Genomic DNA, 23,964 nt, shown 5'->3' on the forward strand with positions numbered 1-23,964 from the left:
ATGGTCTGCGGCCCGATCAGCCACGTGTGCGGGCGGTAAACCGGTCCGGATCGATATCAAGCTCGTCCAGACGCTTGCGCAAAGTGTTGCGGTTGATCCCCAACATTCGTGCGGCGCGCAGCTGGTTGCCGCCCGTGGTGTCGAGCATATGGGTCAGCAACGGTTTTTCGAAAGCAGCGATCGCCTTGGCATAGATCTGGCCCGGTTCGGGCGCATTGGCAGCCAGCCAGCGATGCAGCGCATTGTCGAGATCGTTGATGCCGCCGCTCTCGGCCATGATTGCGCCCGATGGCGGCGGGGCAGTCGCGGCCTCGTCGGCGAGCAAAGCCTGAACCGCACTGCGGTCGACAATCTCCTCACGCGCCAGCAGGGCGAGGCGATAGACGAAATTCTTCAACTCGCGGACATTGCCGCGCCATGGCTGCGCCCGCAAAAGCGCCGCGCCATCCTTGCTTAGATTGCGGCGCGGCAGACCGTCGCGCGCGGCTTGTGCCAGAAAGTGGCTGGCCAGCGCATCCACATCATCGCCGCGTTCGCGCAGGGGTGGAAGCTGGATCGGCACGACATTCAGGCGATAGAACAAATCCTCGCGAAAGCGGCCGGTTTCGATGAGGGGTGCCAGGTCCTTATTCGTCGCGGCCACGATGCGCGCATCGATGGGCACTTCCTCGCGCCCGCCGACGCGCAGGATGGTGCCCGATTGCAACGCCCGCAACAGGCGGGTCTGCGCCTGCATCGGCATATCGCCGATTTCGTCGAGGAACAGAGTGCCGCCGCGCGCCTGTTCGAACTTGCCGATATGGCGCGCAAAAGCGCCCGTGAACGCGCCCTTTTCATGCCCGAACAATTCGGATTCGATCAGATCGGCGGGGATCGCCGCGGTGTTCACGGCCACAAAAGGCCCGCGCGAACGCTGGCCCAGCTTGTGGATCGCCTCGGCCACCAGTTCCTTGCCCGTGCCCGATTCGCCAAGGATCAGCACGGTCAGATCGTTACGCAAAACGCGGGTGATCATGCGATAGACCGCCTGCATCGCATTGGACCGGCCGACCAGCGGAAGCGCGGGATCGCCCTCTCCCTCCAGTGGCTTCGCCTCTGCCTCGGCATTGCCGATCGCGGCGGTGACGGCGCGTACAAGTTCGTCCAGATCGAAAGGCTTGGGGAAATATTCGAACGCACCCGTGTCGCTGGCGCGCACCGCCGTATCCAGCGTATTTTGCGCCGATACGACGATCACCGGCAGGTTGGGCTGCCGCGCGCGCACTTCGTCCAGGGTGCCGATGCCATCGCCATCCTTGAGCACGACATCGGTCACCAGCGCCGAATAGTTCTCGCACGCCAGCAGCCGGTCCCGCTCTGCAATCGTATCACAGCGGACTACTTTCAGCCCCTCGTCCTCCAGCGCCGTGGTAATCACGACCGCAATGGAGATATCATCTTCGACCAGAAGAACCGGCGCGCTCATGCTTCGCTATCCTCGCGCCTGGTTTCCACCATGGGCAGGCGGATGCGGAAATGCGTCAGGCCGCGCAATTCGTCCCGCTCGTGATTGATGCGCCCGTTCATGTCGCGCACCAGCTTGCGCACCAGCGCAAGGCCCAAGCCCTGCCCCTGTTTCTTTGAGGAAACGAAGGGCTCGAAAATATGATCGCGCAGCTCCGGATCGACGCCGGGGCCATTATCGGTCACGCAAATTTCGATCGGCAGGCGGATCGGCTGGGCATGACCTGCCTGCCGCAGCATGATGCCGCTGGCGAAACGGGTGCGCAGCGTGACTTCGGGGCTGTCCTCTCCCGCGCACGCCTCTGCCGCATTCGTCAGCAGGTTGAGCAGAACCTGCAGCAGCGAATCCGAATTGACCAGCACCATGGGAAGCGACGGATCGAATTCCTCGCGGATGCGCACATTGGCATGCCCGCCTGCTTCCAGAACCGCGCTGGCGCGGCGGATCGCTACATGCAGGTTCACGGGCGTCGCGGGCGCTGCGGAACGGCTCGACAAGGTTTGCATCTGATCGATCAGCGCGGCGATACGGTCCACCTCGTCCGCGATCAGATCGGTTAGCGCACGGTCCGATGCCTTGGCCTTTCGCCCCAAAAGCTGCGCCGCCCCGCGGATACCGGCCAGCGGGTTCTTGATCTCATGCGCAAGGATCTCGGGCGCGCGCAGCCCCGCTTCCTCATGCGTATTGATGCCCGATTCCTCGAACCCTTCGACCTCTGCCGATTCGATCAGGGTCAGCGTCTGCCAACCCTCCCAACCCGCAACCGGCGAGACGATGACATGCAGGCGGCGGGCGCTGGACTTGCCGATGCGGGCCGCCATATCGCGTGCATTGATCTGCACATCGGTGTCGTCCAGCATCGCCATCAGACGCGGTTCACCGAAATCAACAACCGATTTCAGGGATTTACCGATCAACCTTCGCGCACTTTGTCCCAACAGCTGCTCGCCCGCGCCATTGACGGCGGCGATCCGCTGGCCGGGACGCAGCATGACGACGGCATAGGGCAGGCTGGCGATCAGCCGCGCGTGATCGGGCGACGGTCGAACGGCCTCTCCGATCGTGCCGGCAAGCGTCACGCGGCGGCGGCCTTCGGGCTATCGTCGAACAAGGGCAGATAGAACTCACGCAGAGCTGCCAGCACCTTGTCAGCATCGTCGATGAAATTGACCATATTGCGGAATTCGGCCGAACCTTTCAGCCCCTTGGTGTACCAGCCGAGGTGTTTGCGCGCCATTTTGACGCCCGTTTCGGCACCATAATGGTCCAGCATGGCGCGATAATGTTCGGTGACCAGCGCATATTGTTCCGCCAGTGACGGATCGGGGCGCACATCGCGCCCTTCCAGCCAGTCCATGACCTGACCCAGCAACCAGGGGCGGCCATAGGCACCGCGACCGATCATCAACCCGTCGGCCCCGCTCTGTTCCAGCGCGGTGGCGGCATCGTCGATCCCGCAAATGTCGCCATTGACGATGACGGGGATCGACACGGCGTCCTTCACCTTGCGCACGAAGGCCCAATCGGCGCTGCCCTTGTACATCTGGTTGCGCGTGCGTCCGTGAACGGTGACCATGGCCGCGCCCAGATCCTGTGCGATACGCGCCAGTTCGGGCGCGTTGAGCGAAGCGTGATCCCATCCCATGCGCATCTTGACCGTGACCGGCACCGAAACCGATTTGATCGTTTCGCTCATCAGCTTTGTCGCCAGCGGAATGTCGCGCATCAATGCCGATCCGGCAAAACCGTTGGTCACCTTGCGCACCGGACAGCCGAAATTAATGTCGATAATCGCCGCGCCGCGATCCTCGTTCAGCCTGGCCGCTTCGCCCATGGACACCGGATCGCAGCCGACAAGCTGCATCGAAACGGGATCTTCGCTGGGGTGCCACTCGGCCTTCTGGATCGACTGGCGCGTTTCGCGGATCATCGCCTGGCTGGCGATCATCTCGGTCACGTTCAGGCCCGATCCGAAACGGCGGACCAGCGTACGGAACGGCATGTCGGTCACGCCCGTCATCGGCGCCAGCACCACCGGAGTCGCCACATGAACCGGCCCGATGCGGATCGGGTCGAGCTTTGGCGCTGTGGGGAATGTCGAAATAGCGTTCATATTCTGCCTAAAAATTAAGCAGTGCGCATAGTCGATTGCTCAACGCCCATCAAGCCTGTAGCGGGGCAGCGCGATGGCGGACGGTGCTGGGCATATTCGGGCGGAACGGGCCGGTGGGCAAACCGCCGGCATCATCGTGGCTGCGGGCAGCGGATCGCGCGCCGGTCTGGCTACGCCGAAACAATTTGCGCCCTATGGCCAAACGACGGTTCTGGGCCATGCGGTCGCGCGGTTGCGGGTGGCCATTTCCGGCCCGATCCTGATCGTCATTCCCGACAGGGACGAAGCGCAGGCCCGCGCTGCCATTGGCGATTGCAACGGCATTTCCTTTGTTCCGGGCGGCGCGACGCGGCAGGAATCGGTCCGTGCAGGGCTAGAGGCGCTGGCCGCCCGGCCCCTGCCCCCGACGCAGGTTTTCATTCACGATGCCGCGCGCCCCGATCTGCCCGCGGACGTGGCCGACAGGCTGATCGCGGCACTGCGGGATATTCCGGGCGCGATACCCGTTCTACCCGTTGTGGACAGCATAGTCGAAGCCAGCGGCGATATCATGGGCGCCCCCGCGCGGCGGGAGGATTTGCGCCGTGTCCAGACGCCGCAAGCCTTTCGCTTCGATGCAATCCTTGCCGCCCACCGGGCATGGCAGGGCGCCCGCGATGCGGGCGACGATGCGCAGGTCCTGCGCAAGGCGGGCCATGATGTCGCTTTGGTCGAAGGCGATGCGCGGCTCGCCAAGCTGACTTTCAAGGAAGATTTCGCCATGCCGCACAGCGCCGCCCCCGCCTTTCGCACCGGCAGCGGTTATGATGTGCACCGGCTGGTCCCGGGCGATCACGTCTGGCTGTGCGGGATCAGGATCGACCACGATCATACGCTTTCGGGCCATAGCGATGCCGATGTGGCACTGCATGCGCTGACCGATGCCATATTGGGCGCGATCGCCATCGGCGATATCGGCGACCATTTCCCGCCCAGCGACCCGCAATGGAAGGGCGCGGCGTCGCATATCTTTCTGACGCATGCGGTAAAGCTGGCCGCCGACAAGGGCTATGCCATCGGCAATTGCGACCTGACGATTATTTGCGAGGCACCCAAGATCGGGCCGCACCGCATGGCCATGCGCACAAGGCTGGCCGAACTGCTGGCTGTTGACATCGATGTCATTTCGGTCAAGGCGACCACCACCGAACGGCTGGGCTTTACCGGCCGCGGTGAAGGCATCGCCGCACAGGCCCAGGTGCTCTTGGTGAAAACGGCGTGATGACCGAAAAATCCCCCCAACTTTTCCGGAACTGACATGGACAGCAACCTCCCCCAGGAACTGACCGATCTGGCCGCAAGGGTCGTCGCCGCGCATAAGGACGCGGGCACGACCATTGCCGTGGCCGAAAGCTGCACCGGCGGTCTTGTATGCGCCGCCCTCACCGAAATTCCCGGCTCTTCCAAAGTGCTCGACCGCGGCTTCGTGACCTATTCGAACGAAGCCAAGATGGAAGAGCTGTGCGTGCCGAGCGATCTGATCGAGACGTTCGGCGCGGTCTCCGTCGCCGTTGCGTGGTCGATGGCGACCGGTGCGCTGAAAAGCAGCGACGCGGATGTTGCCGTGGCCATTACCGGTATTGCCGGCCCCGATGGCGGCACGGAACTGAAACCCGTGGGCACGGTCGTGTTCGCGCGCGCCAATCGCGACCGTGACGAGGATGAGGAACCTTCAGCCGAGCTGAAGCACTTCGACTGCAAGGGCCGCGCCGACGTCCGCCTTCAGGCGGCGCTGTGCGCGCTGGAACTGTTGCTGCCGTAAAGCGCTTGGGCGCGTTCCTCGAACGCGCCGACCATCTTGCGGAACGCGCGGTCGAGATACTGGCCTGCCAGCGCCTCGAACACGCGGTTGCGGAAGGTGAAGTCGACGCAGAAATGGATGCGGCACCGACCGTGATCCGGCCCGCCGTCCAGCGGTTCGAACTGCCAGCTGTTTTCAAGGTTCGACAACGGACCGTCGACATATTCGACCACGATCCGGTCGGGTCGGTGCTTGTGCACTTTCGACGTGAACCGTTCGCGCAGCGCCTTGAAGCCGACCATCATGTCGGCCACCATTTCGGTTTCGGTGTCCGAACGCACCCGCGTCGCCACGACCCATGGCAGGAATTGCGGATAGCTGCCTACATCGGCGACCAGATCGAACATCTGCTCGGCCGAATAGTTCAGCTCGCGCGTTTCGCGAATGCTGGGCATCAGTCGGCGGGCATCTCGTTGCTGCGGTCCCAGTGCTTCTTGCCCGGCACCTTGGCAGGCTCGCCCGCTTGCTTTGCCAGCTGGGCATCGCGCGTCGCCTTCATTTCGGCGAAATCGTCGCCTGCGTGATAGCTGGACCGCGTCAGCGGGCTGGATGCCACCTGCAGGAAGCCCTTGGCCCGCGCGATCGAGCCCAGCGCGCTGAACTGCTGAGGTGTGACGAAATCGACCACCTTCGCATGCTTGGGCGTGGGTTGCAGATATTGCCCCATGGTCAGGAAATCGATGTCGGCGCTGCGCATGTCGTCCATCACCTGGTGGATCTCAAGCCGCTGCTCGCCAAGGCCCAGCATAATGCCCGACTTGGTGAAGATCGACGGATCGATCGCCTTCACCTCTTCCAGCAGGCGGAGCGAGGCATAATAGCGCGCGCCCGGCCGGATCGTGGGATAAAGGCGCGGCACGGTTTCAAGGTTATGGTTGAACACATCGGGACGCGCTTCGCAGATCGCCCTGATCGACGCTTTCATCTTGCCGCGGAAATCGGGTGTCAGGATTTCGATCGTGGTCTTGGGCGCGCGCTTGCGCAGTTCCTCGATCACTTTCACGAAATGACCCGCGCCGCCATCGGGCAGATCGTCGCGATCGACCGAGGTAATGACGATATGTTCCAGCCCCATCTCGCCCGCGGCGATGGCCACGTTCACCGGCTCCATCGGATCGACCATGCGCGGCATGCCGGTCTTGACGTTGCAGAACGCACAGGCGCGCGTGCACACATCGCCCAGAATCATCACCGTCGCGTGTTTCTTGGTCCAGCACTCGCCGATATTCGGGCAGGCCGCTTCCTCGCACACCGTATTGAGCTTGAGGTCGCGCATCAGGCGGCGCGTTTCGGCATAGCCCTTGCTGGTCGGGGCCTTCACGCGAATCCAGTCGGGCTTGCGCTGGATCGGCGGGCGCATATCGGCGGGTTTGGTGATCTCGTTCATAATGGCCCACATAAGCGCGTCTGCCACGGGCCGCAACATAGTGCTGCTTGCAAGCTGCGAAGCGCGGATGCAAAGAGCGCATCATGCCCGATTCACCCGTACAGTCCGCCCTGACCGAAGGTTACCGTCGCTTCCGCGAGAAAAGCTGGCATCCCCAGCGCGAACGCTGGATGCAATTGAAAGAAGGACAGTCGCCCAAGGTGATGGTCATCGCCTGTTCGGACAGCCGCGTCGATCCCAGCCAGATTTTCGATGTCGATCCGGGCGAGATTTTCGTGGTCCGCAATGTTGCCGCCATGGTCCCTCCGTTCGAAACCAATCCCGGCCATCACGGCGTTTCCGCCGCGCTGGAATTCGCCGTCCAGGTGCTGGAGGTCGAGGAAGTGCTGGTGCTGGGCCACGGCATGTGCGGCGGGTGCAAGGCGGCGCTCACCCAATCGATGCACGGGGCCGAACCGGGACGCGGCGGATTTATCGCGGACTGGATCGAATTGCTGGACGAAGCGCGCGAGGAAGTCGCGCACGACCACGGCACCGAAAGCCGGGAGGCGGAGCGCGCGATGGAACAGGCCGCCGTCAAGGTATCGATCCAGAACCTGCGCACCTTCCCCTGCATTCAGGCCAAGGAAGCACAAGGCAAGCTGAGCCTGCGCGGCGCGTTTTTCGCGATTTCGGACGGGGTTCTGCACTGGCTTGACGAAGCATCCGGTAAGTTCACTCCGGTTCGCTGAACCGCCGTTCCATGACTGACACCGCCGCGAACGAGCCGCGCCACCCGCTCCAGATTCGCGATTACCGCCTGTTCTGGGTCGCCCGTTTCGCGGGCGTGATCGCCACGCTGTCGATGGTCGTCGTGCTGGGCTGGCAGGTCTATGACGTCGCGCGCAGCGATTACGGGATGAGCAGGTCGCTGGCCGCGTTCCAGCTCGGCCTGCTGGGCGCGGCGCAATTCGTGCCGCTGTTCTTGCTGACGCCGTTTGCGGGGGTTGCCGCCGACCGGTTCGACCGGCGCAAGGTCGCGGTCACGGCCATGCTGTTCGACATGCTGATCGCCGCCGCGCTGGGCTTTGCGACATGGCACGGGCATCTGACCTTGCCGCTGTTGTTCCTGCTGGCGGCGTTGCATGGCACGGCGCGCGTGTTTTTCGGCCCGGCGATGAATGCGCTGGCGCCCAATATCGTACCCGCCAGAATGATCCCGCGCGCGATTGCGACCAATGCCATCGCATGGCAGTTCGCAACCGTTCTGGGCCCCGCGGCGGGCGGCATGCTTTACGCCGTTTTTCCCAGCTTTCCCTATATCGTGTCGGTCGTCCTGCTGCTGACGGCCGCATCGATGGTCGCACTGATCAAGCCGCTGCGCCAGCCCGATGTCGACCGCAAGGTGCACCCGATCCGGCAAGTGACCGACGGGCTGAAATTCGTGTGGAACGACCGGTTCCTGCTGGGCGCGATCTCGCTAGACCTCTTTGCCGTGCTGCTGGGCGGCGTAACAGCCCTTTTGCCGGTGTTTGCGCGCGACATCTTGCAGGTCGGACCCGTCGGCCTTGGCTGGATGCGGGCCGCCCCGGCCGTGGGCGCGGGACTGGTGGCGCTGTGGCTGGCGTGGAAGCCGCTTGAAAGCAATGTCGGCGTCAAGATGCTGTGGGCGGTGGCGATCTATGGCCTGATGACGGCGCTTTTCGGCGTTTCGCGTGAGTTGCTGCTCAGCCTCGGGGTGCTGGTGGTGCTGGGCGCGGCGGATATGATCTCGGTGTTCGTCCGCGGATCGCTGGTGCAATTGAACACGCCCGATCACATGCGCGGAAGGGTCTCGTCCATATCGGGCCTTGCCATTTCTGCATCGAACGAGCTGGGCGAATTGCAATCGGGCGTGGCAGCCGCGCTGATCGGTGCGACGGGGGCGGTTGTTTTCGGCGGCGTCGGGGCAATATTGGTGGTCGTCATCTGGGCCTATGCCTATCCCGAACTCAGAAACGCCCGGACATTCGCGCCCGCCTATCGCATCACCGACGACGGGAAGCGCGAGCAAGAGCAGGAAGGAGCCAAATTATGAAGGCCGAAAACGTCCTCGCCACGATTGGCAATACGCCGCACATCCGCCTGTCGCGCCTGTTCCCCGATCACGAGGTCTGGGTGAAGTCGGAACGCGCCAATCCGGGCGGATCGATCAAGGACCGTATCGCACTCGCCATGGTCGAAGCGGCCGAGGCAAGCGGTGCGCTGAAGCCCGGCGGCACGATTATCGAGCCGACGTCGGGCAATACCGGCATCGGGCTTGCCATGGTTGCCGCGGTCAAGGGTTACAGGCTGGTGCTCGTCATGCCTGAGAGCATGTCGATCGAACGTCGCCGTCTGATGCTGGCCTATGGCGCTTCGTTCGACCTGACCCCCAAGGAAAAGGGCATGAAGGGCGCGCTGGAACGTGCCCGCGAACTGGTCGAGGCCACCGATGGCGCCTGGATGCCGCAGCAGTTCGAGAATGACGCCAATCCCGCGATCCACGCTGCCACCACGGCAAAGGAAATCCTGGCCGACTTTGCGGACAGCCCGATCGATGCGCTGATCACCGGCGTCGGCACGGGTGGTCACCTGACCGGCTGCGCCGAGGCGCTGAAGGCCGAATGGCCCGCGATGAAGGCCTTTGCGGTCGAACCTGCGCTGTCGCCGGTCATCTCTGGCGGGCAACCCGGCCCCCACCCACTGCAAGGCATTGGCGCCGGTTTCATTCCGGAAAACCTGCATACACGATCAATCGATGGCGCGATCCCCGTCGACGCGGACGAAGCAAAGGACATGGCCCGCAAATGCGCGCGCATGGAAGGTTTGCTCGTCGGCCTGAGTTCGGGAGCGACATTGGCCGCCATCGCGAAAAAGCTGCCCGAACTGGGCGCGGGTGCGCGCGTGATGGGCTTTAACTACGATACGGGCGAGCGGTATCTTTCGGTGCCCGATTTCCTGCCGGAGTAGGCATGAAAACCGAAGCCATTGCCTATTCGGACGGTGATATGGCGCTGACGGGATGGCTGGTCCGTCCCGAATGCGCCCCCACCGCCGCCATTCTGATCCTGCCGACCATCGCCAACCGGAACGAGGCGATGGACCGGCGGGCCGCGATGCTTGCCGACGCAGGCTATCTGGTCTTCATCGCCGATTTTTACGGACTGCCCGATGCGAGTATCGAGCAATTGTTCGAGGCGGGACGCGCGCTGATGGCCGACACGCCTGCGTTCAGGCAAAGGATCAGGGCCGCCTGCGACAAGGCGGAAGAAATCGCGGCGGGCCTGCCGCTGTTTTCAATGGGTTTTTGCATGGGCGGGCGCGGCGTGCTGGAACTGGCGCGAACCGGCGCGCCCATACGCTCGGCGATCAGCTTTCACGGATTGCTGGCGACGGACATGCCCGCCAACGGCAGGATCGATGCGAAAATCCTGGTCTGCCACGGCGATGCCGACCCAATGGTCCCGCGCGGCGATGTCGCGGCATTCCAGACGGAAATGGATGCTGCCGGTGCCGACTGGCAGCTTATGGTGTTTGGCGGGGCGAAGCATGGCTTTACCGATCCCGCCAGCGATTTGCGCGACAATGACGCCGTCGCCTATCATGAACAGGCCGACCGGCAGAGCTGGTCGGCGGCCATGCTGCTGATCGAACACATGCTCGCAGCAGCCTAGCGCGCCGACCGCTCGGTTTGGGTCAGGCCCGCAGAAAGCTCTCGGCGGGCATGGCCATGATCACGTCGGCTCCCCCTTCCAGCTTGCGGCGAAGCGCGCCCGCATCGGGCAGATGGCTGCGCGCGAAATGGCGCGCGCATAGCAGCTTGGCTTCCATAAAGGCCTTGTCGCCCTCACCCGCCGCCAGCGCCTTGCCCGCGGCCTTGGCCATGCGCAGCCACATCAGCCCGATAGCGACCAGCCCAAGGATCTGCATCGTCATATAGGCCGCGCTGCCCGCATTATCCGGGTTTTCGGGCGCATTCTGCATCAGCCACATGGCGGCCGCCTTCATTTCGCCATTCGCCTTTTCCAGCGCGGCGGCAATTTCGGCTGTCGCCTCATCCGAACCGGCGGCGGCGATTTCCGCATCGACCAGCGCAAAGAACGACTGGATCGCGCGCCCGCCATTCATCGGCAGCTTGCGCCCGACAAGATCCATCGCCTGCACGCCGTTCGCGCCTTCATAGATCAGGGCAATGCGTGCATCGCGCACGAACTGCTCCATCCCGTTTTCGGCAATATAGCCATGTCCGCCCCAGACCTGCTGCATCTGGGTAGCCACATCATAGCCGATATCGGTACCGATCGCTTTGACGACCGGCGTCAGCAACTGGACAAAATCGTCCGCGCGGGTCCGGTCTTCCTCGCTCTCTGCATGATGCGCCAGATCGCTGAGGAAGCCCGACCAGAGTACCAGCGCGCGCAAACCCTCGGTCCGGGTGCGTGCATCCATCAGCAAGCGGCGGACATCGGGGTGAACGACCAGCAGATCGGCGTTCTGATCCGGATCGGCGGGGCCGGTTAGCGCCCTGCCCTGACGGCGGTCCAGCGCATAGGCCGCACCATTCTGATAGGAAACCTCGGCCTGCCCCAGCCCCTGCAGGCCGACCCACAGGCGCGCCGCGTTCATCATGATGAACATGGCGGCGAGCCCCTTGTGCTCTCCGCCGATCAGCCAACCCTTTGCGCCGTCATAGTTCATGACGCAGGTGCAACTGCCGTGAATGCCCATCTTCTCTTCGATGGAGCCGCAGGACAGCGTGTTACGCTCTCCCGCCTCGCCGTTTTCGTCGGGCAGGAACTTGGGCACGATAAACATCGAAATGCCCTTCGACCCCTTGGGCGCGTCAGGCAGGCGTGCCAGCACGAGATGGACGATATTGCCCGCCAGATCATGCTCACCGCAGGAAATGAAGATCTTGGTGCCGGTAATCGCATAGCTGCCGTCGCCATTGGGTTCGGCGCGGGTGCGAAGCAGGCCCAGATCGGTGCCCGCATGCGGTTCCGTCAGGTTCATCGTGCCGGTCCATTCGCCCGACACCAGCTTCGACAGATAGGTTTGCTGTTGCTCTTCGCTGCCGCGCGCCAGAAGAGCGCGGATCGCACCGTCGGTCAGTCCCGGATACATGGCGAGCGACATATTGGCGGCCGACAGGAATTCCTCGACCGCGACACCGATGGCATGGGGAAGTGCCTGTCCGCCGAACGCCTCGGGCGCGGTCAGCGTGGTCCAGCCCGCTTCGCACATCTGGCGATAGGCATCGGCGAAACCGTCGGGCACGCTGACCGAACCATCGTCATGGCGGGTGCAGCCCTGCCGGTCACCCGACGCATTGATAGGAGCGAAAACTTCTGCTGCAAAGCGGCCCGCTTCGGTCAGGATAGGTTCGACCATGTCGGCGTCGAGCGCTTCGAAACCCGGTTTGCCGGCGTAATCGCCGATTTTGAGGACGTTTTGCAGATTGAACAATGTGTCGCGCAATGGCGCGGTATACTCGGCCATGGTGGCCTACTCCTCTCACTTATTACTTACATTGTTGTCAGTATAAACCGGTGGGCAAATTTCTTCAATCCCCGACCATTTCCAGCCCGTGATCGGTCACGCGGCGATAGAAACAGCTGCGCCGACCGGTGTGGCATGCAGGACCCGCCGGTGTGACATGCAGGACAAGGCAATCCTGATCGCAATCGACCAGCATGTCCGATACGCGCAGCATATTGCCCGATGTCTCGCCCTTCTTCCAAAGCGACTGGCGCGAACGCGACCAGAAATGAGCAAACCCCGTCGACCGCGTGAGCGCCAGCGCCTCTTTATTCATATGCGCAACCATCAGGATCGTTCCATCGCCTTCGTCGACGCAAATCGCTGTCATAAGTCCGCTCGCGTCGAAACGCGGAATGAATTGCAGGGTGGTATCGGCGCAAACGTCGCCCATTGGCTAATGTCCTTATCGCGCCTGCTGGCTGCGGCGCACGAATGTTGCAAAAGGAACACAGCGTTGCATGATTTCCATGACAAACGCGGGAATCTCCTTTCCAAATCGCACTCTACGCGCAAGAAGGCAATCACGGCTTGAGGGAGCCGGACCCGCTCTTCGCAGCGGTTGGCGTTGTCGCGGAGCAGGTTGCAAAAGCGGTCAACGTTCAGGGAAAACGGCGTGCCGGGGGGCGCGTCGGACACACGGCCGGAAAAGCCGCTCGGGATCATGGTCCCTGATGCGCATTCGGTCGAACGTCACGCTGGCGCTCGGGGCTTCGGTCCCGGGCGCCAACTTTTTATGGCTTCTGCTTCTGTCTATTCCGGATCGTCGTCGATAAATGCCGGCTTGGGCTCCGCCGCAGGAGCGACGCGCGCATAGCAGGCGATCACCACGCGCCGTGCGCCTGCCTGCTTCAATGCCGCGACACAGGCCCCGCTGGTCGCACCGCTTGTCATCACATCGTCAACCAGCACCACATCGCGGCCCGCGATCGAGGCGGTGACTGCATCGCGGGTCCGGATCGCTCCCGATAGAGCATCGCGCCTTTCCTGCCGGTCCAGCCCGTCAAGCGATGGTGTCCGCCTGATCCTGCGCAGTGCGTCGGGCGTGAACGCCCAGCCCTGCTGCCTGGCAAACGCTTTCCCCAGCAAAGCCGACTGGTTGTAACCCCGCTTCCAAAGCCGCGTGGGGTGCAGGGGCACCGGCATGACGAGCGGATCGGCCAATTTCCCCAGACCGGCCGCGGCAAAGCGCAACGCCATAAAGCGGCCCATGGGTCCTGCCAGAGCGAAACGGCCCGCATGTTTCAATGCCAACAAGATCTCGCGCGATACCGGGCCATAGATTGTCGCCGCAGCGATACCGTCGTGAAGCGGTGCATCAAGCGCGCAAAACCGGCAAATGCGCTCTGCCGTCAATTCGTCGCTGGCCAGTGGAATCTGGCAGCTTTGACAGGACGGCTGGCCAGGCAATTGCAGCCTGCCCCAACAGGCACCGCACAGCCCTTCGTCCCAACGGGTGTCGCTGCCCATCACGCCTTCCCCGCACGACGGGCAGCGCGGGGGGAAGGCGAAATCGACCAACGGGGCAAGGGCCTGGCGAATGCTCATGCCGTTACGCTTGCGTCAGCGCGCTTTGCACTGCAACAGGCGCGCCATGGATATCCCGCCCTCTCCGCCCGTTATCTTTGCCCGATCGCGCCGCATGGCCGCCCGCCAGCGCATGGCCGCGGCAGAGCGCGCAGGGCACGGCGTGTCGACCATTGCGCGCGAACTGGCCCAAGATATCGTCGACCGGCTGGGTTTCCTGCGCGAGACATTCGACAATGCGCTGGTGCTGGGCGACCGGACAGGGGCACTCATCCGGCACCTGGAGCGTCAGGGAAAGCAGGTAATACCCGCCGATCCCGCGCCCCTCGACGGGCTGGCGCAGATCGACGAGGAAGCCCCCATCGGTGGCGGCCCGTTTTCGCTGATCGTGACCCTCGGCCTGCTCGATACCGTCAATGATTTGCCGGGCGCGCTGGTGCTGATGCGCCGCGCGTTGAAACCGGGCGGACTGATGATCGCCAGCTTTGCCGCTGCCGGCAGCCTGCCCAAGCTGCGCGCCGCCATGCTGGAGGCCGATGGCGACCGCCCTGCCCCGCGCATTCATCCGCAAGTCGATGTGCGCGCCGCGGGGCAATTGCTGACGCGGCTTGGCTATGCCGATCCGGTGGTAGATGGCTGGGGTTTCGACATCGGTTTCGACAGTTTCGACCAGCTTGTCGGCGATTTGCGCGCGCAGGCGCTGAACAATGTTCTCGCCAGATCGGGCCCGCCATTGTCCCGCGCCGCGGTCGCAACCGCCCGCGCCCGTTTCGAAGCATCGCGGGATGCCGACGGGCTGATCCGCGAACGCTTCGAATTCGTGACGCTGACGGGGCGCAACGCGGCGCCCCGTTTCTAGCGGTTCAGTCCGCGAGGCTGGCCTGCGCCGCAGCAAGCCGCGCAATCGGCACGCGATAGGGCGAGGCCGACACGTAATCGAGCCCCGTCTTCTCGCAAAAAGCGATCGAGGCAGGGTCGCCGCCATGCTCGCCGCAAATGCCCAGCTTGATATCGGGCCGCGTCTTGCGCCCGCGTTCGGCTGCCAGTTCGACCAGTTGCCCCACGCCTTCAATGTCGAGGCTGACGAACGGGTCGCGCGGATATATGCCCTTGTCGACATAGGGGGTCAGGAACCGCCCTGCATCGTCGCGGCTGACGCCCAGTGTCGTCTGCGTCAAATCGTTGGTCCCGAACGAGAAGAACTCGCCCTCTTCGGCAATGGTATCGGCCATCAGCGCAGCGCGCGGCAGTTCGATCATCGTGCCGACCAGATATTCCAGCGTCCGGCCCTTTTCGCCGAACACCTGCTTGGCCACGCGGTCGACCAGCGCACGCAGGATTTCTAGTTCCTTCTTCGTCGCCACCAGCGGGATCATCACCTCGGGCACGGGAGCCTCGCCGCTTTCGTCGGCCACTTCGCACGCGGCTTCGAAAATGGCGCGGACCTGCATCTCGTAAATCTCGGGGAAGGTGATCCCCAGACGGCATCCGCGATGGCCAAGCATCGGGTTGAATTCGTGCAATTCGCCCGCGCGCCGCTTCAGATGGTCGACGCCATAGCCGGTGATTTCGGCCAGTTCGGCAAACTCCTCGTCACCATGCGGCAGGAATTCATGCAGCGGCGGATCGAGCAGCCGGATCGTTACCGGCAGGCCGGCCATTTCGGTGAAGATCGCCTTGAAATCGCTGCGCTGTTCGGGAAGCAGCTTGGTCAGCGCCTTGCGGCGACCTGCCTCATCTTCGGCCAGAATCATCTCGCGCACACTGGAAATGCGGGCAGCGTCAAAGAACATATGCTCGGTCCGGCACAGGCCGATGCCTTCGGCGCCGAACTGGCGCGCCATCTTGCAGTCGGCGGGCGTTTCGGCATTGGTGCGCACTTTCATGCGGCGCTTGGCATCGGCCCATTCCATCAATGTGGCGAAATCGCCAACCAGCTCGGGTTCGATCGTCGGTACCGCGCCCTTCATCACTTCGCCGGTCGCGCCGTCGAGGGTGATGACATCGCCTTCCTTCAATTCGGTTCCGGCGATGCGTGCGGTCTTGCTGTGACGGTCGATGGACAGTGCCGAGGCGCCCGAAACGCATGGCCGGCCCATCCCGCGCGCCACCACGGCGGCGTGGCTGGTCATCCCGCCGCGCGCGGTCAGGATACCCTTGGCTGCGTGCATGCCGTGAATATCTTCGGGGCTGGTTTCGACGCGGACCAGAATCACTGCCTCGCCCCGTTCGGCCAGTTGCTCGGCCGTATCGGCATCGAACACCACCGCGCCCGATGCCGCGCCGGGCGATGCGGGCAGGCCCACGGTCAACACCTCGCGCGGGGCTTCGGGGTCCAGCGTCGGGTGCAGCAACTGGTCGAGCGCCATGGGATCGACGCGCTTGACCGCATCGGCCTCGCTGATCAGGCCCTCGCCAACCATTTCGACTGCCATTTTCAGCGCGGCCTTGGCCGTACGCTTGCCGGCGCGGGTCTGCAGCATCCACAGCTTGCCCTGCTGCACCGTGAATTCGATGTCCTGCATGTCGCGGTAATGCTTTTCCAGCAGGTCGAACACGCGCGCCAGCTCGCCATAGGCGCCCGGCATGCTTTCTTCCATCGACGGCAATTGCGCGCCCGCTTCCTCGCGCGCGGCCTTGGTCAGATATTGCGGCGTGCGGATACCGGCGACGACATCCTCGCCCTGCGCGTTGATCAGATATTCGCCGTAATAGGCTTTTTCGCCCGTTGCGGGATCGCGGGTGAAGGCAACGCCGGTCGCGCTCGTTTCGCCCATATTGCCGAACACCATGGCCTGGATATTAACCGCCGTGCCCCATCCGCCGGGAATGCCGTTCAGGCGGCGATAGACCTTGGCGCGTTCGGAATCCCAGCTGCCGAACACGGCGGCAATCGCGCCCCAAAGCTGGTCGTTGACATCCATCGGGAACGGGCGGCCAAGCTCGTTCTGCGCAATGGTCTTGTATTCCGCGACAAGCGCCTTCCAGTCATCGGCGGATAGCTCGATATCGGCGGAATAGACGTTGTCTTCCTTGCAGATTTCCAGCGCTTCCTCGAACAATCCATGGTCGAGGCCGAGGACGACGTCGGAATACATCTGGATAAAGCGGCGATAGCTGTCCCATGCGAACCGCTCGTCACCCGAAACGGCGGCAAGGCCCTGTACCGTATCGTCGTTGAGGCCAAGGTTCAGAACCGTGTCCATCATGCCGGGCATGGAAACGCGCGCGCCCGAACGCACCGACACCAGCAAGGGATCGGCGGCATCGCCGAAATTCTTGCCGACCGTGTTTTCGATATGGTTCAGCGCCTTTGCCACGTCGGCACGAAGCTGGTCGTCGAAATTCGCACCTTCTGCCAGATATTTGACGCACATTTCGGTGGTGATCGTAAAGCCCGGGGGAACCGGCAGGCCGATCGAGGCCATTTCGGCAAGGTTCGCACCCTTGCCGCCAGTGATCGTCTTGTCCTTCGCGCGCGGATCGTCCGAAACCGCGCCGCCGCCGAAGGTGTAAACATATTGCGTCATCTGGTCTAAAGCTCCCCGACCTGGATTGGCATATCAATGTTGCGCTGCGGCAGGAAAATTGAAACTGCCCACAAGCGTTAAGCCGCTTGGCGCCTCCCGCCGCGAATTAGAGCGTTGAAACGCATGATTTCAGCTCTCGATCCGAGAAAAATCGGCAACCTTGTGCACCGCAGCGCGAAAATGGTCCAGTAGCGCAAGCCGCGCCTCGCGCTTGGCGGGGTCGGCGTCGTTCACGGTGACATTGTCGAAAAACGCATCGATCGGCCCCCGCAAAGAGGCAAGCGCGGCCATCGCGGCTTCGAACTGCTCGCTCTCCACCGCTTGCGTCGCGGCAGGTTCGGCCTTGTCCAGCGCGGCGATCAGAGCGGCCTCGGCGGGCTCGGGCGTGTAATCGGGATGCACATGGCCGCGCTGCGCCACGATCGAGCCCAGTTCGGGATCGTCGACCAGCGAAAGCGGGTCTTCCTCTCCGGTGCGGGCAATGCGGGTGTCGGCGCCTTCGTAGCCTTCCTTCTTCAGGATATTGGCCGCGCGCTTGTAACCGGCAAGCAGGTTCGCACCGTCCTCGGTTTCCATAAAGGACTGCAACGCATGAACGCGGGCGAGCAGACGGACAAGATCGTCTTCTCCGCCAAGCGCGAACACGGCGTCGATCAGATCGTGGCGAACGCCTGCCTCGCGTTGCTGGACCTTCAGGCGGTCGGCGAAGAAGTCGAGGAGGTCACCCTCCGCGATAGCAAGCCGCAGCCCGTTTTGCGTGACGGTACGGATGACCCCCAAGGCTGCGCGGCGCAAAGCGAATGGATCCTTCGAGCCGGTCGGTTTTTCGTCGATGGCAAAAAAGCTGACCAAAGTATCCAGCTTATCCGCCAGCGACACCGCCACCGTCACCGGCGCGGTGGGCACATCGTCGCCCTGCCCCACCGGCTTGTAATGATCGCGGATCGCATCGGCGACGGCATCGGGTAGCCCTTCGGCGCGAGCGTAATAGCCGCCCATAAGGCCCTGAAGTTCGGGGAATTCCCCGACCATTTCGGTCACGAGGTCCGCCTTGGCCAGACGCGCGGCCTGTTCGGTCAGCTCGGGATCGGCGCCCGGCACGATGCCTTCTTCGGCCAGCCATCGGGCAAGTTTCGCCACACGCTCGACCTTGTCGGCCACGGTGCCCAGCTTCTCGTGGAAGGTGATGCGGGCCAGCTTTTTCGCCTGTTCTTCCAGCGTGACCTTGCGGTCGGTGTCCCAGAAGAAGCGCGCATCGGACAGGCGCGCGGCCAGCACCTTGCGATTGCCGTCGACCACCACGGCGGGGTCGGTGGCGCTGATATTGGCGGTGCAGACGAAGGCATTGGCCAGCTTTCCGGCCGCATCCTCGCACACGAAATATTTCTGGTTTACCCGCGCCGTCAGCTGGATCACTTCGGGCGGCACTTCCAGAAACGCCTCGTCGAAACGGCCCAGCAGCGGTTCGGGCCATTCGGTCAGGCCCGCGTTCTCGATAACGAGGCCCTCGTCCTCTACCAAGGTCAGGCCAGCCGCTTCGGCCGCCTCGCGCGCCTTGGTACGGACGATGTCCTGCCGCTCTTCGTGATCGACGATCACATGGCAGCAACGCAGCTTGTCGGCATAGTCATGCGCGCCGCCGATGGTGACTTCGCCGCTGTGGTGGAAACGGTGGCCCATGGTGGCATAGCCCGATACCACGCCGCCCGCTTCGCACGGCACAAGCTCTTCGCCCAGAATGGCGACGATGCCTTGCAAAGGCCGAACCCAGCGCAGACTCTCGGTGCTGATCGACGCTGCGCCCCAGCGCATCGATTTGGGCCACGGGAAAGCGCGGATGATCGCGGGGATCGCTTCGGCAAGAACATCGGCCACCGCGCGGCCCGGCACATTCTTCACCGCGAACCACGTATTGCGGCCCTTCACCTCGCGCAGTTCAAGCTGGTCGCGGGTGACGCCGTTCTTCTTGCAGAACCCGTCGACGGCGGCATCGGGCGCACCCTCGGGCGGGCCCTTGGCTTCCTCGCTCACCGCTTCGGTCTGTTCGGGCATATCCGCCGCGATCAGGGCAAGGCGGCGCGGCGTGCTGAACACAGTGACCGCGCCGAACGATACGCCTGCGGCATCCATTTCGGCCCTGAACAGCCGTTCCAGATCGGCGCGGGCGCCTGCCTGCATGCGGGCGGGAATTTCCTCGCACAGGAGTTCGAGCAGAAAAGGCTTCATGCCGCCCACTCCGGATAATCCGCCGCCCACTGGTCGGCATATTTCGCCATATAGGCCTCGCACGAACCGCGAGCGAGATCGCGGACCTGCCCCATGTAGCTGGCGCGTTCTTGCACGGAAATCACGCCGCGGGCCTGCAACAGGTTGAAGATATGGCTCGCCTCGATCGCTTGCTCATAGGCCGGGATCGGCAACCCGTTGTCGAGGCACAGGCGGCATTCGGCGGCAGCCTTGCGGAACAGGTCGAACAGCGCGTCCGTGTCCGCGACCTCGAAGTTCCACGTGCTCATCTGGCGCTCGTTCTCAAGGAACACATCGCCATAGGTCACGCCCTGCGAATTGAACGCAAGGTCGTATACATTGTCTACGCCCTGGATATACATGGCCAGACGCTCCAACCCATAGGTCAGCTCGCCCGCCACCGGCTTGCAGTCATAGCCGCCCATTTGCTGGAAATAGGTGAACTGCGTCACTTCCATCCCGTCGCACCAGACTTCCCAGCCAAGGCCCCACGCCCCCAGGGTCGGGCTTTCCCAGTCGTCTTCGACGAAACGGATATCGTGCTTCAGCGGATCGACACCGATCACGCGCAGCGAATCCAGATACCAGTCCTGAATCTGCGGCGGGCTGGGCTTCAGGATCACCTGATACTGGTAATAATGCTGCAGCCGGTTCGGATTTTCGCCATAGCGACCGTCGGTCGGGCGGCGGCACGGCTGCACGAAAGCGGCGTTCCACGGCTGAGGCCCCAATGCGCGCAATGTGGTCGCGGGGTGGAAAGTCCCCGCCCCCATGCGCATATCATAGGGCTGAAGGATCAGGCATCCCTTGGCGCTCCAGTAATCGTGGAGCGTCAGGATCATATCCTGAAACGACAGGACGCCGGAAGGCTGAACCGGGGAAGAAGCGCTTTCGTTCATCGCGCGGGCAATGGCGAAGCGCTAGGAAACCGTCAACCGCCGTTCGCATATGCGGCGTTGGTAACAGGGCGGAACGGGCAAAAAGGATGCGTAAAGTGAATGTAAAACGGGTTGCCGGGGGTATTCGGAAATTTTTGACGCGCTTTGCCGCGCCGCTGGCGGGAATCGGGCTGATAGCCAGCCCGCAGGTCGCGCTGGCCGAAGAAGTGGTGGAACTGGACCGTTCGGACGCCGATCCCGCCTTGTGGAAGCTGTCGGACGAGGACACCACGATCTGGCTGTTCGGCACGATGCATGCGCTGAAACCCGATCTGGTGTGGTTCGACGATGCGGTGGGCGATGCTTTCAACGGTTCGGACGAGCTGGTGATCGAAATGCTGGAGCCTGATATGGCGACCATGCAGCAGGTGATCGGCACCAGCGCGATCTATACCGACGGCAGCACATTGTCGGAACGGCTGAGCGACGAACAGCGCACCAAGCTGGCAGAGAGTGCGGCCGCCATCGGCATTCCGATGCAGGCGCTGGACCGGATGATGCCGTGGTTTGCCGCGGTCACCCTGTCTGCCGCCCCGCTGATCCAGCTGGGATACGACCCGAAATCGGGCGCCGAGGCCGTGTTGCAGGGCAGCGCAAGGGAACAGGGCAAGCCGATCGCTGGTCTGGAGACTTTCGACCAGCAAATGGGCTTTTTCTCGAACCTCCCCGAAGAACAGCAGATCACCTTCCTGATGGAAGCCGCCGAATCGCTGGACGGAGCGGAAGCGCTTTACGCCGAGTCCGAGCGTGCATGGGGCGTGGGCGACATCGTATCGACGGAAAAGCTGATCAACGAAGGGCTGGAGGAATCGCCCGAGATCTACGAGGTGCTGATTTCGAAGCGGAACCGCAATTGGGCCGACTGGATCGAACAGCGAATGGCGCAGCCCGGCAATGTGTTCATCGCGGTGGGTGCGGGCCATCTGGCTGGCGCTGACAGCGTGCAGGCAGTGCTGGCCGAACGCGGTTTAAGCGTCGAACGGGTCGCATATTGACCCCGATCCGCCCCTTGCTGCGCGCTTTATGGTTTGTGCCGCTGGCCTTGCTGGCGGCAGCATGCGGTGGTTCGGACGATACGCCGGGGGGAGAGCCTGCGCTCTATCGCATCGATGCGGCAAACGCTGCCGCGGATGCGGAACCAGCGGGCTGGCTGTTCGGCACGATCCATGCGCTCCCTTCGGGCGCGCGGTGGGACCGGCCGGCCATCGACGATGCGCTGGCCCGATCGGGCGTGCTGATGGTGGAAATCGCCGATCTCGATCCCGACAAGGTGCGCAACAGTTTCGCGCGCCTGTCGGTCGATACCACCCTGCCCCCGCTGGACCAGCGCGTTTCGCCCGAATATCGCGACGAACTCGACGAATTGCTCGACGATGCGGGCGTCAGCGCGCGGCAATTCCGCCATGTCGAAAGCTGGGCCGCAGCCATTTCGTTATCCGCGATGGTGCAGGGGCAATCGGGCATCGATCCGGATGCCGGCGTCGATAAGGCGTTGATCGCCCGCTATGCGCCGCGCCGCGTGGTCGGTCTGGAAACGGTGGACGAACAATTCGCGATCTTCAACCGGATGGATCAGGACGCGCAGCAGGACCTGCTGGAATCGCTGCTGGCCGATCGGGATAGCGATCCGGCGGAAATGGCCGATGCCTGGCTGGCAGGCGATACCGATGCGCTGGCGGGATTGATGGACATGGGTCTGGGCGATGGCGAAAGCGACCGCTCGCTGCGCAAGGCGCTGCTGACCGACCGCAATGCACGCTGGGTCGAACCGATCGTCGCCGCCATGCAACGCGGCGAACAGCCATTCGTGGCCGTGGGCGCGGGCCATGTCGGCGGCAGCGATGGGCTGATCGCCTTGCTCTCGGCGCGCGGCTGGCGGGTGTCGCGCATCCGATAGGCGCGGTTTCGCCTTGCCTTCGGCCCGCAATACGCCTATGCGCGCGCCCTTCCCGTGCTGCATGGTCATCCCTGGAGGCGTGTTTCGCGCGGGAATTGTTGAACCCGATTTATTGATAAAGGTCCAAGGTAATGAGCGATCAGATGACCCTGGCGGCCGAGACGCGCGACAAGGCAGGCAAGGGAGCCTCCCGCGCACTGCGTCGTGAAGGCCGTGTCCCCGCCGTGATCTACGGCGGCAAGGAAGAACCCACCACCATTCACGTCGAGGAGCGCGCCCTTGTGAAGCTGCTCGGCACCGGTCACTTCTCGAACTCGATCGTGATGGTCGAAGTCGGCAAGAAGGCCGTGCGCACCCTTCCCAAGGACGTCGCGTTCCACCCCGTGACCGACCGCCCGCTGCATGTCGACTTCCTGCGCCTGTCCAAGGACGCCAAGGTCGACGTGGCCGTGCCGGTTGTCTTCGTCAACGAGGACGCCAGCCCCGGCCTGAAGCGCGGCGGCGTTCTGAACATCGTCCGGCACGAGCTGGAACTGGTTTGCGAAGCGGACAAGATCCCCGACCAGATCGAGATCGACGTGACCGGCAAGGATGTGGGCGATTCGATCCACATCAGCCACGTGACCCTGCCCGCCGGTTCGGAAAGCGCAATCACCGATCGCGACTTTACCATCGCCACGCTGGTCGCTCCCTCGGCTCTGAAGAAGAGCGAAGGTGCCGAAGCCGCTGAAGGCGAAGGCGAGGAAGGCGAAGCACAGGAAGGCGGCGAGGACTGATCCTCTCCGGCTTTTTCGCCGAATTCATGAAACGCCGGTCCTGTTCGCAGGGCCGGCGTTTTCATTTGGGGATTTAGCCGCTAACGGCCTTGGCCATGCAATTATGGTTTGGTCTTGGAAATCCGGGCGCGAAATATGCGCTCAACCGTCACAATGTCGGCTTTATGGCGGCGGACACCATTGCCGAGGTGCACGGCTTTGCGCCCCCGCAAAAGAAGTTTCAGGGCTGGCTTTCCGAAGGCCGCATCGGCGGGATCAAGATCTTGCTGCTGAAACCCGCAACCTTCATGAACGAAAGCGGCCGGAGCGTTGGCGAGGCGCTGCGCTTTTTCAAGCTGACCAGTGCCGATCTGACCGTATTCCATGACGAGCTCGACCTTGCCCCCATGAAGGTCAAGGTAAAGCACGGTGGCGGCACGGCCGGTCAGAACGGGCTGAGAAGCATCGTGCAGCACCTTGACCCCGATTTCCGCCGCGTGCGCATCGGCATCGGCCATCCCGGGCACAAGGATCGCGTGACCGGCCATGTGCTGGGCAATTACGCCAAGGCAGAACAGGACGATCTGGTCACCATGCTGGGCGCCATCGCGGCAGAGGCCGAATGGCTGGCCAAGGGCGACGATGCGCGTTTCATGAACGATGTCGCGCTGCGGCAGCAATGATGCGG

At 63.4% G+C, this 23,964-nt stretch carries 22 protein-coding genes; 11 read left to right on the forward strand and 11 right to left on the reverse strand.

Annotated features, from left to right (window positions below; genetic code table 11):
• Nucleotides 1-16: 16 nt before the first annotated feature.
• Genes LOZ74_RS08635 through dusB form a run of 3 tightly spaced genes read right to left on the reverse strand, consistent with a single transcriptional unit; the run spans nt 17 to nt 3,617 of the window.
• Complete coding sequence (locus tag LOZ74_RS08635) at nt 17-1,465, reverse strand: sigma 54-interacting transcriptional regulator (RefSeq protein WP_230293723.1); 1,449 nt, start codon at nt 1,463-1,465, stop codon at nt 17-19.
• On the reverse strand, nt 1,462-2,583 hold the full coding sequence (locus tag LOZ74_RS08640; protein ID WP_230293724.1) for a nitrogen regulation protein NR(II): 1,122 nt from the start codon (nt 2,581-2,583) through the stop codon (nt 1,462-1,464). The genes LOZ74_RS08635 and LOZ74_RS08640 overlap by 4 nt, the downstream gene beginning before the upstream one ends.
• Nucleotides 2,580-3,617: a tRNA dihydrouridine synthase DusB gene (dusB, locus tag LOZ74_RS08645; RefSeq protein ID WP_230293725.1), complete on the reverse strand. Its 1,038-nt coding sequence runs from the start codon at nt 3,615-3,617 to the stop codon at nt 2,580-2,582. Before dusB ends, LOZ74_RS08640 begins: the two co-directional genes overlap by 4 nt.
• Nucleotides 3,618-3,690: 73 nt before the next feature.
• Between dusB and LOZ74_RS08650 the strand changes: the two genes are divergently transcribed.
• Both LOZ74_RS08650 and LOZ74_RS08655 read left to right on the forward strand, forming a co-directional pair.
• Complete coding sequence (locus LOZ74_RS08650) at nt 3,691-4,878, forward strand: bifunctional 2-C-methyl-D-erythritol 4-phosphate cytidylyltransferase/2-C-methyl-D-erythritol 2,4-cyclodiphosphate synthase (RefSeq protein WP_230293726.1); 1,188 nt, start codon at nt 3,691-3,693, stop codon at nt 4,876-4,878.
• Between the two features lie 36 nt (nt 4,879-4,914).
• Nucleotides 4,915-5,418 (forward strand): CinA family protein, encoded by a 504-nt coding sequence (locus LOZ74_RS08655; protein ID WP_230293727.1) that lies wholly within the window; start codon nt 4,915-4,917, stop codon nt 5,416-5,418.
• Here LOZ74_RS08655 and LOZ74_RS08660 read toward each other — a convergent pair.
• Both LOZ74_RS08660 and lipA read right to left on the reverse strand, forming a co-directional pair.
• Nucleotides 5,379-5,852 (reverse strand): type II toxin-antitoxin system RatA family toxin, encoded by a 474-nt coding sequence (locus tag LOZ74_RS08660; protein ID WP_230293728.1) that lies wholly within the window; start codon nt 5,850-5,852, stop codon nt 5,379-5,381. The genes LOZ74_RS08655 and LOZ74_RS08660 overlap by 40 nt on opposite strands.
• Nucleotides 5,852-6,856: a lipoyl synthase gene (gene lipA / locus LOZ74_RS08665; protein ID WP_370638907.1), complete on the reverse strand. Its 1,005-nt coding sequence runs from the start codon at nt 6,854-6,856 to the stop codon at nt 5,852-5,854. Before lipA ends, LOZ74_RS08660 begins: the two co-directional genes overlap by 1 nt.
• Nucleotides 6,857-6,927: 71 nt before the next feature.
• Here lipA and LOZ74_RS08670 point away from each other — a divergent pair, with 71 nt between their 5' ends.
• Genes LOZ74_RS08670 through LOZ74_RS08685 form a run of 4 tightly spaced genes read left to right on the forward strand, consistent with a single transcriptional unit; the run spans nt 6,928 to nt 10,518 of the window.
• Nucleotides 6,928-7,575, forward strand: coding sequence for a carbonic anhydrase (locus tag LOZ74_RS08670; protein ID WP_230293729.1), 648 nt, complete (start codon nt 6,928-6,930; stop codon nt 7,573-7,575).
• Between the two features lie 11 nt (nt 7,576-7,586).
• A complete protein-coding gene (locus tag LOZ74_RS08675) occupies nt 7,587-8,900 on the forward strand; it encodes an MFS transporter (RefSeq protein ID WP_230281077.1) in 1,314 nt (437 codons plus the stop codon).
• A complete protein-coding gene (gene cysK / locus LOZ74_RS08680; RefSeq protein WP_230293730.1) occupies nt 8,897-9,814 on the forward strand; it encodes a cysteine synthase A in 918 nt (305 codons plus the stop codon). Before LOZ74_RS08675 ends, cysK begins: the two co-directional genes overlap by 4 nt.
• A gap of 2 nt (nt 9,815-9,816) precedes the next feature.
• Nucleotides 9,817-10,518, forward strand: a complete 702-nt coding sequence (locus LOZ74_RS08685; protein WP_230293731.1) for a dienelactone hydrolase family protein — start codon at nt 9,817-9,819, stop codon at nt 10,516-10,518.
• A 22-nt stretch (nt 10,519-10,540) separates the two neighbouring features.
• On the opposite strand, the gene LOZ74_RS08690 is transcribed toward LOZ74_RS08685, so the two are convergent.
• The 3 genes from LOZ74_RS08690 to LOZ74_RS08700 all read right to left on the reverse strand — a co-directional run bounded on the left by LOZ74_RS08690 (nt 10,541) and on the right by LOZ74_RS08700 (nt 13,930).
• Entirely contained in the window at nt 10,541-12,343 is a 1,803-nt protein-coding gene (locus LOZ74_RS08690; protein ID WP_230293732.1) for an acyl-CoA dehydrogenase C-terminal domain-containing protein, read from the reverse strand.
• Nucleotides 12,344-12,407: 64 nt separating this feature from the next.
• Nucleotides 12,408-12,776, reverse strand: coding sequence for a phosphoribosyl-AMP cyclohydrolase (gene hisI, locus LOZ74_RS08695; protein WP_230293733.1), 369 nt, complete (start codon nt 12,774-12,776; stop codon nt 12,408-12,410).
• 359 nt (nt 12,777-13,135) lie between these two features.
• A complete protein-coding gene (locus LOZ74_RS08700) occupies nt 13,136-13,930 on the reverse strand; it encodes a ComF family protein (RefSeq protein WP_230293734.1) in 795 nt (264 codons plus the stop codon).
• A 46-nt stretch (nt 13,931-13,976) separates the two neighbouring features.
• Between LOZ74_RS08700 and LOZ74_RS08705 the strand changes: the two genes are divergently transcribed.
• Nucleotides 13,977-14,768 (forward strand): methyltransferase domain-containing protein, encoded by a 792-nt coding sequence (locus tag LOZ74_RS08705; RefSeq protein WP_230293735.1) that lies wholly within the window; start codon nt 13,977-13,979, stop codon nt 14,766-14,768.
• 4 nt (nt 14,769-14,772) lie between these two features.
• Here LOZ74_RS08705 and ppdK read toward each other — a convergent pair whose 3' ends face one another.
• The 3 genes from ppdK to LOZ74_RS08720 all read right to left on the reverse strand — a co-directional run bounded on the left by ppdK (nt 14,773) and on the right by LOZ74_RS08720 (nt 20,585).
• Nucleotides 14,773-17,439, reverse strand: a complete 2,667-nt coding sequence (ppdK, locus tag LOZ74_RS08710; protein ID WP_230293736.1) for a pyruvate, phosphate dikinase — start codon at nt 17,437-17,439, stop codon at nt 14,773-14,775.
• A gap of 129 nt (nt 17,440-17,568) precedes the next feature.
• Nucleotides 17,569-19,665: a glycine--tRNA ligase subunit beta gene (gene glyS / locus LOZ74_RS08715; protein ID WP_230293737.1), complete on the reverse strand. Its 2,097-nt coding sequence runs from the start codon at nt 19,663-19,665 to the stop codon at nt 17,569-17,571.
• Nucleotides 19,662-20,585, reverse strand: coding sequence for a glycine--tRNA ligase subunit alpha (locus LOZ74_RS08720; RefSeq protein ID WP_230293738.1), 924 nt, complete (start codon nt 20,583-20,585; stop codon nt 19,662-19,664). The genes glyS and LOZ74_RS08720 overlap by 4 nt, the downstream gene beginning before the upstream one ends.
• 134 nt (nt 20,586-20,719) lie before the next feature.
• Between LOZ74_RS08720 and LOZ74_RS08725 the strand changes: the two genes are divergently transcribed.
• From LOZ74_RS08725 to pth, 4 genes are all read left to right on the forward strand, one after another.
• A complete protein-coding gene (locus LOZ74_RS08725) occupies nt 20,720-21,619 on the forward strand; it encodes a TraB/GumN family protein (protein ID WP_230293739.1) in 900 nt (299 codons plus the stop codon).
• Entirely contained in the window at nt 21,616-22,521 is a 906-nt protein-coding gene (locus tag LOZ74_RS08730) for a TraB/GumN family protein (RefSeq protein WP_230293740.1), read from the forward strand. Before LOZ74_RS08725 ends, LOZ74_RS08730 begins: the two co-directional genes overlap by 4 nt.
• 131 nt (nt 22,522-22,652) lie before the next feature.
• Nucleotides 22,653-23,297, forward strand: coding sequence for a 50S ribosomal protein L25/general stress protein Ctc (locus tag LOZ74_RS08735; RefSeq protein ID WP_230293741.1), 645 nt, complete (start codon nt 22,653-22,655; stop codon nt 23,295-23,297).
• 95 nt (nt 23,298-23,392) lie between these two features.
• Complete coding sequence (gene pth, locus LOZ74_RS08740) at nt 23,393-23,959, forward strand: aminoacyl-tRNA hydrolase (RefSeq protein WP_230293742.1); 567 nt, start codon at nt 23,393-23,395, stop codon at nt 23,957-23,959.
• The last annotated feature ends 5 nt before the right edge of the window (nt 23,960-23,964 follow it).

Source organism: Croceicoccus sp. Ery5, assembly GCF_020985325.1.
GTDB lineage: Bacteria > Pseudomonadota > Alphaproteobacteria > Sphingomonadales > Sphingomonadaceae > Croceicoccus.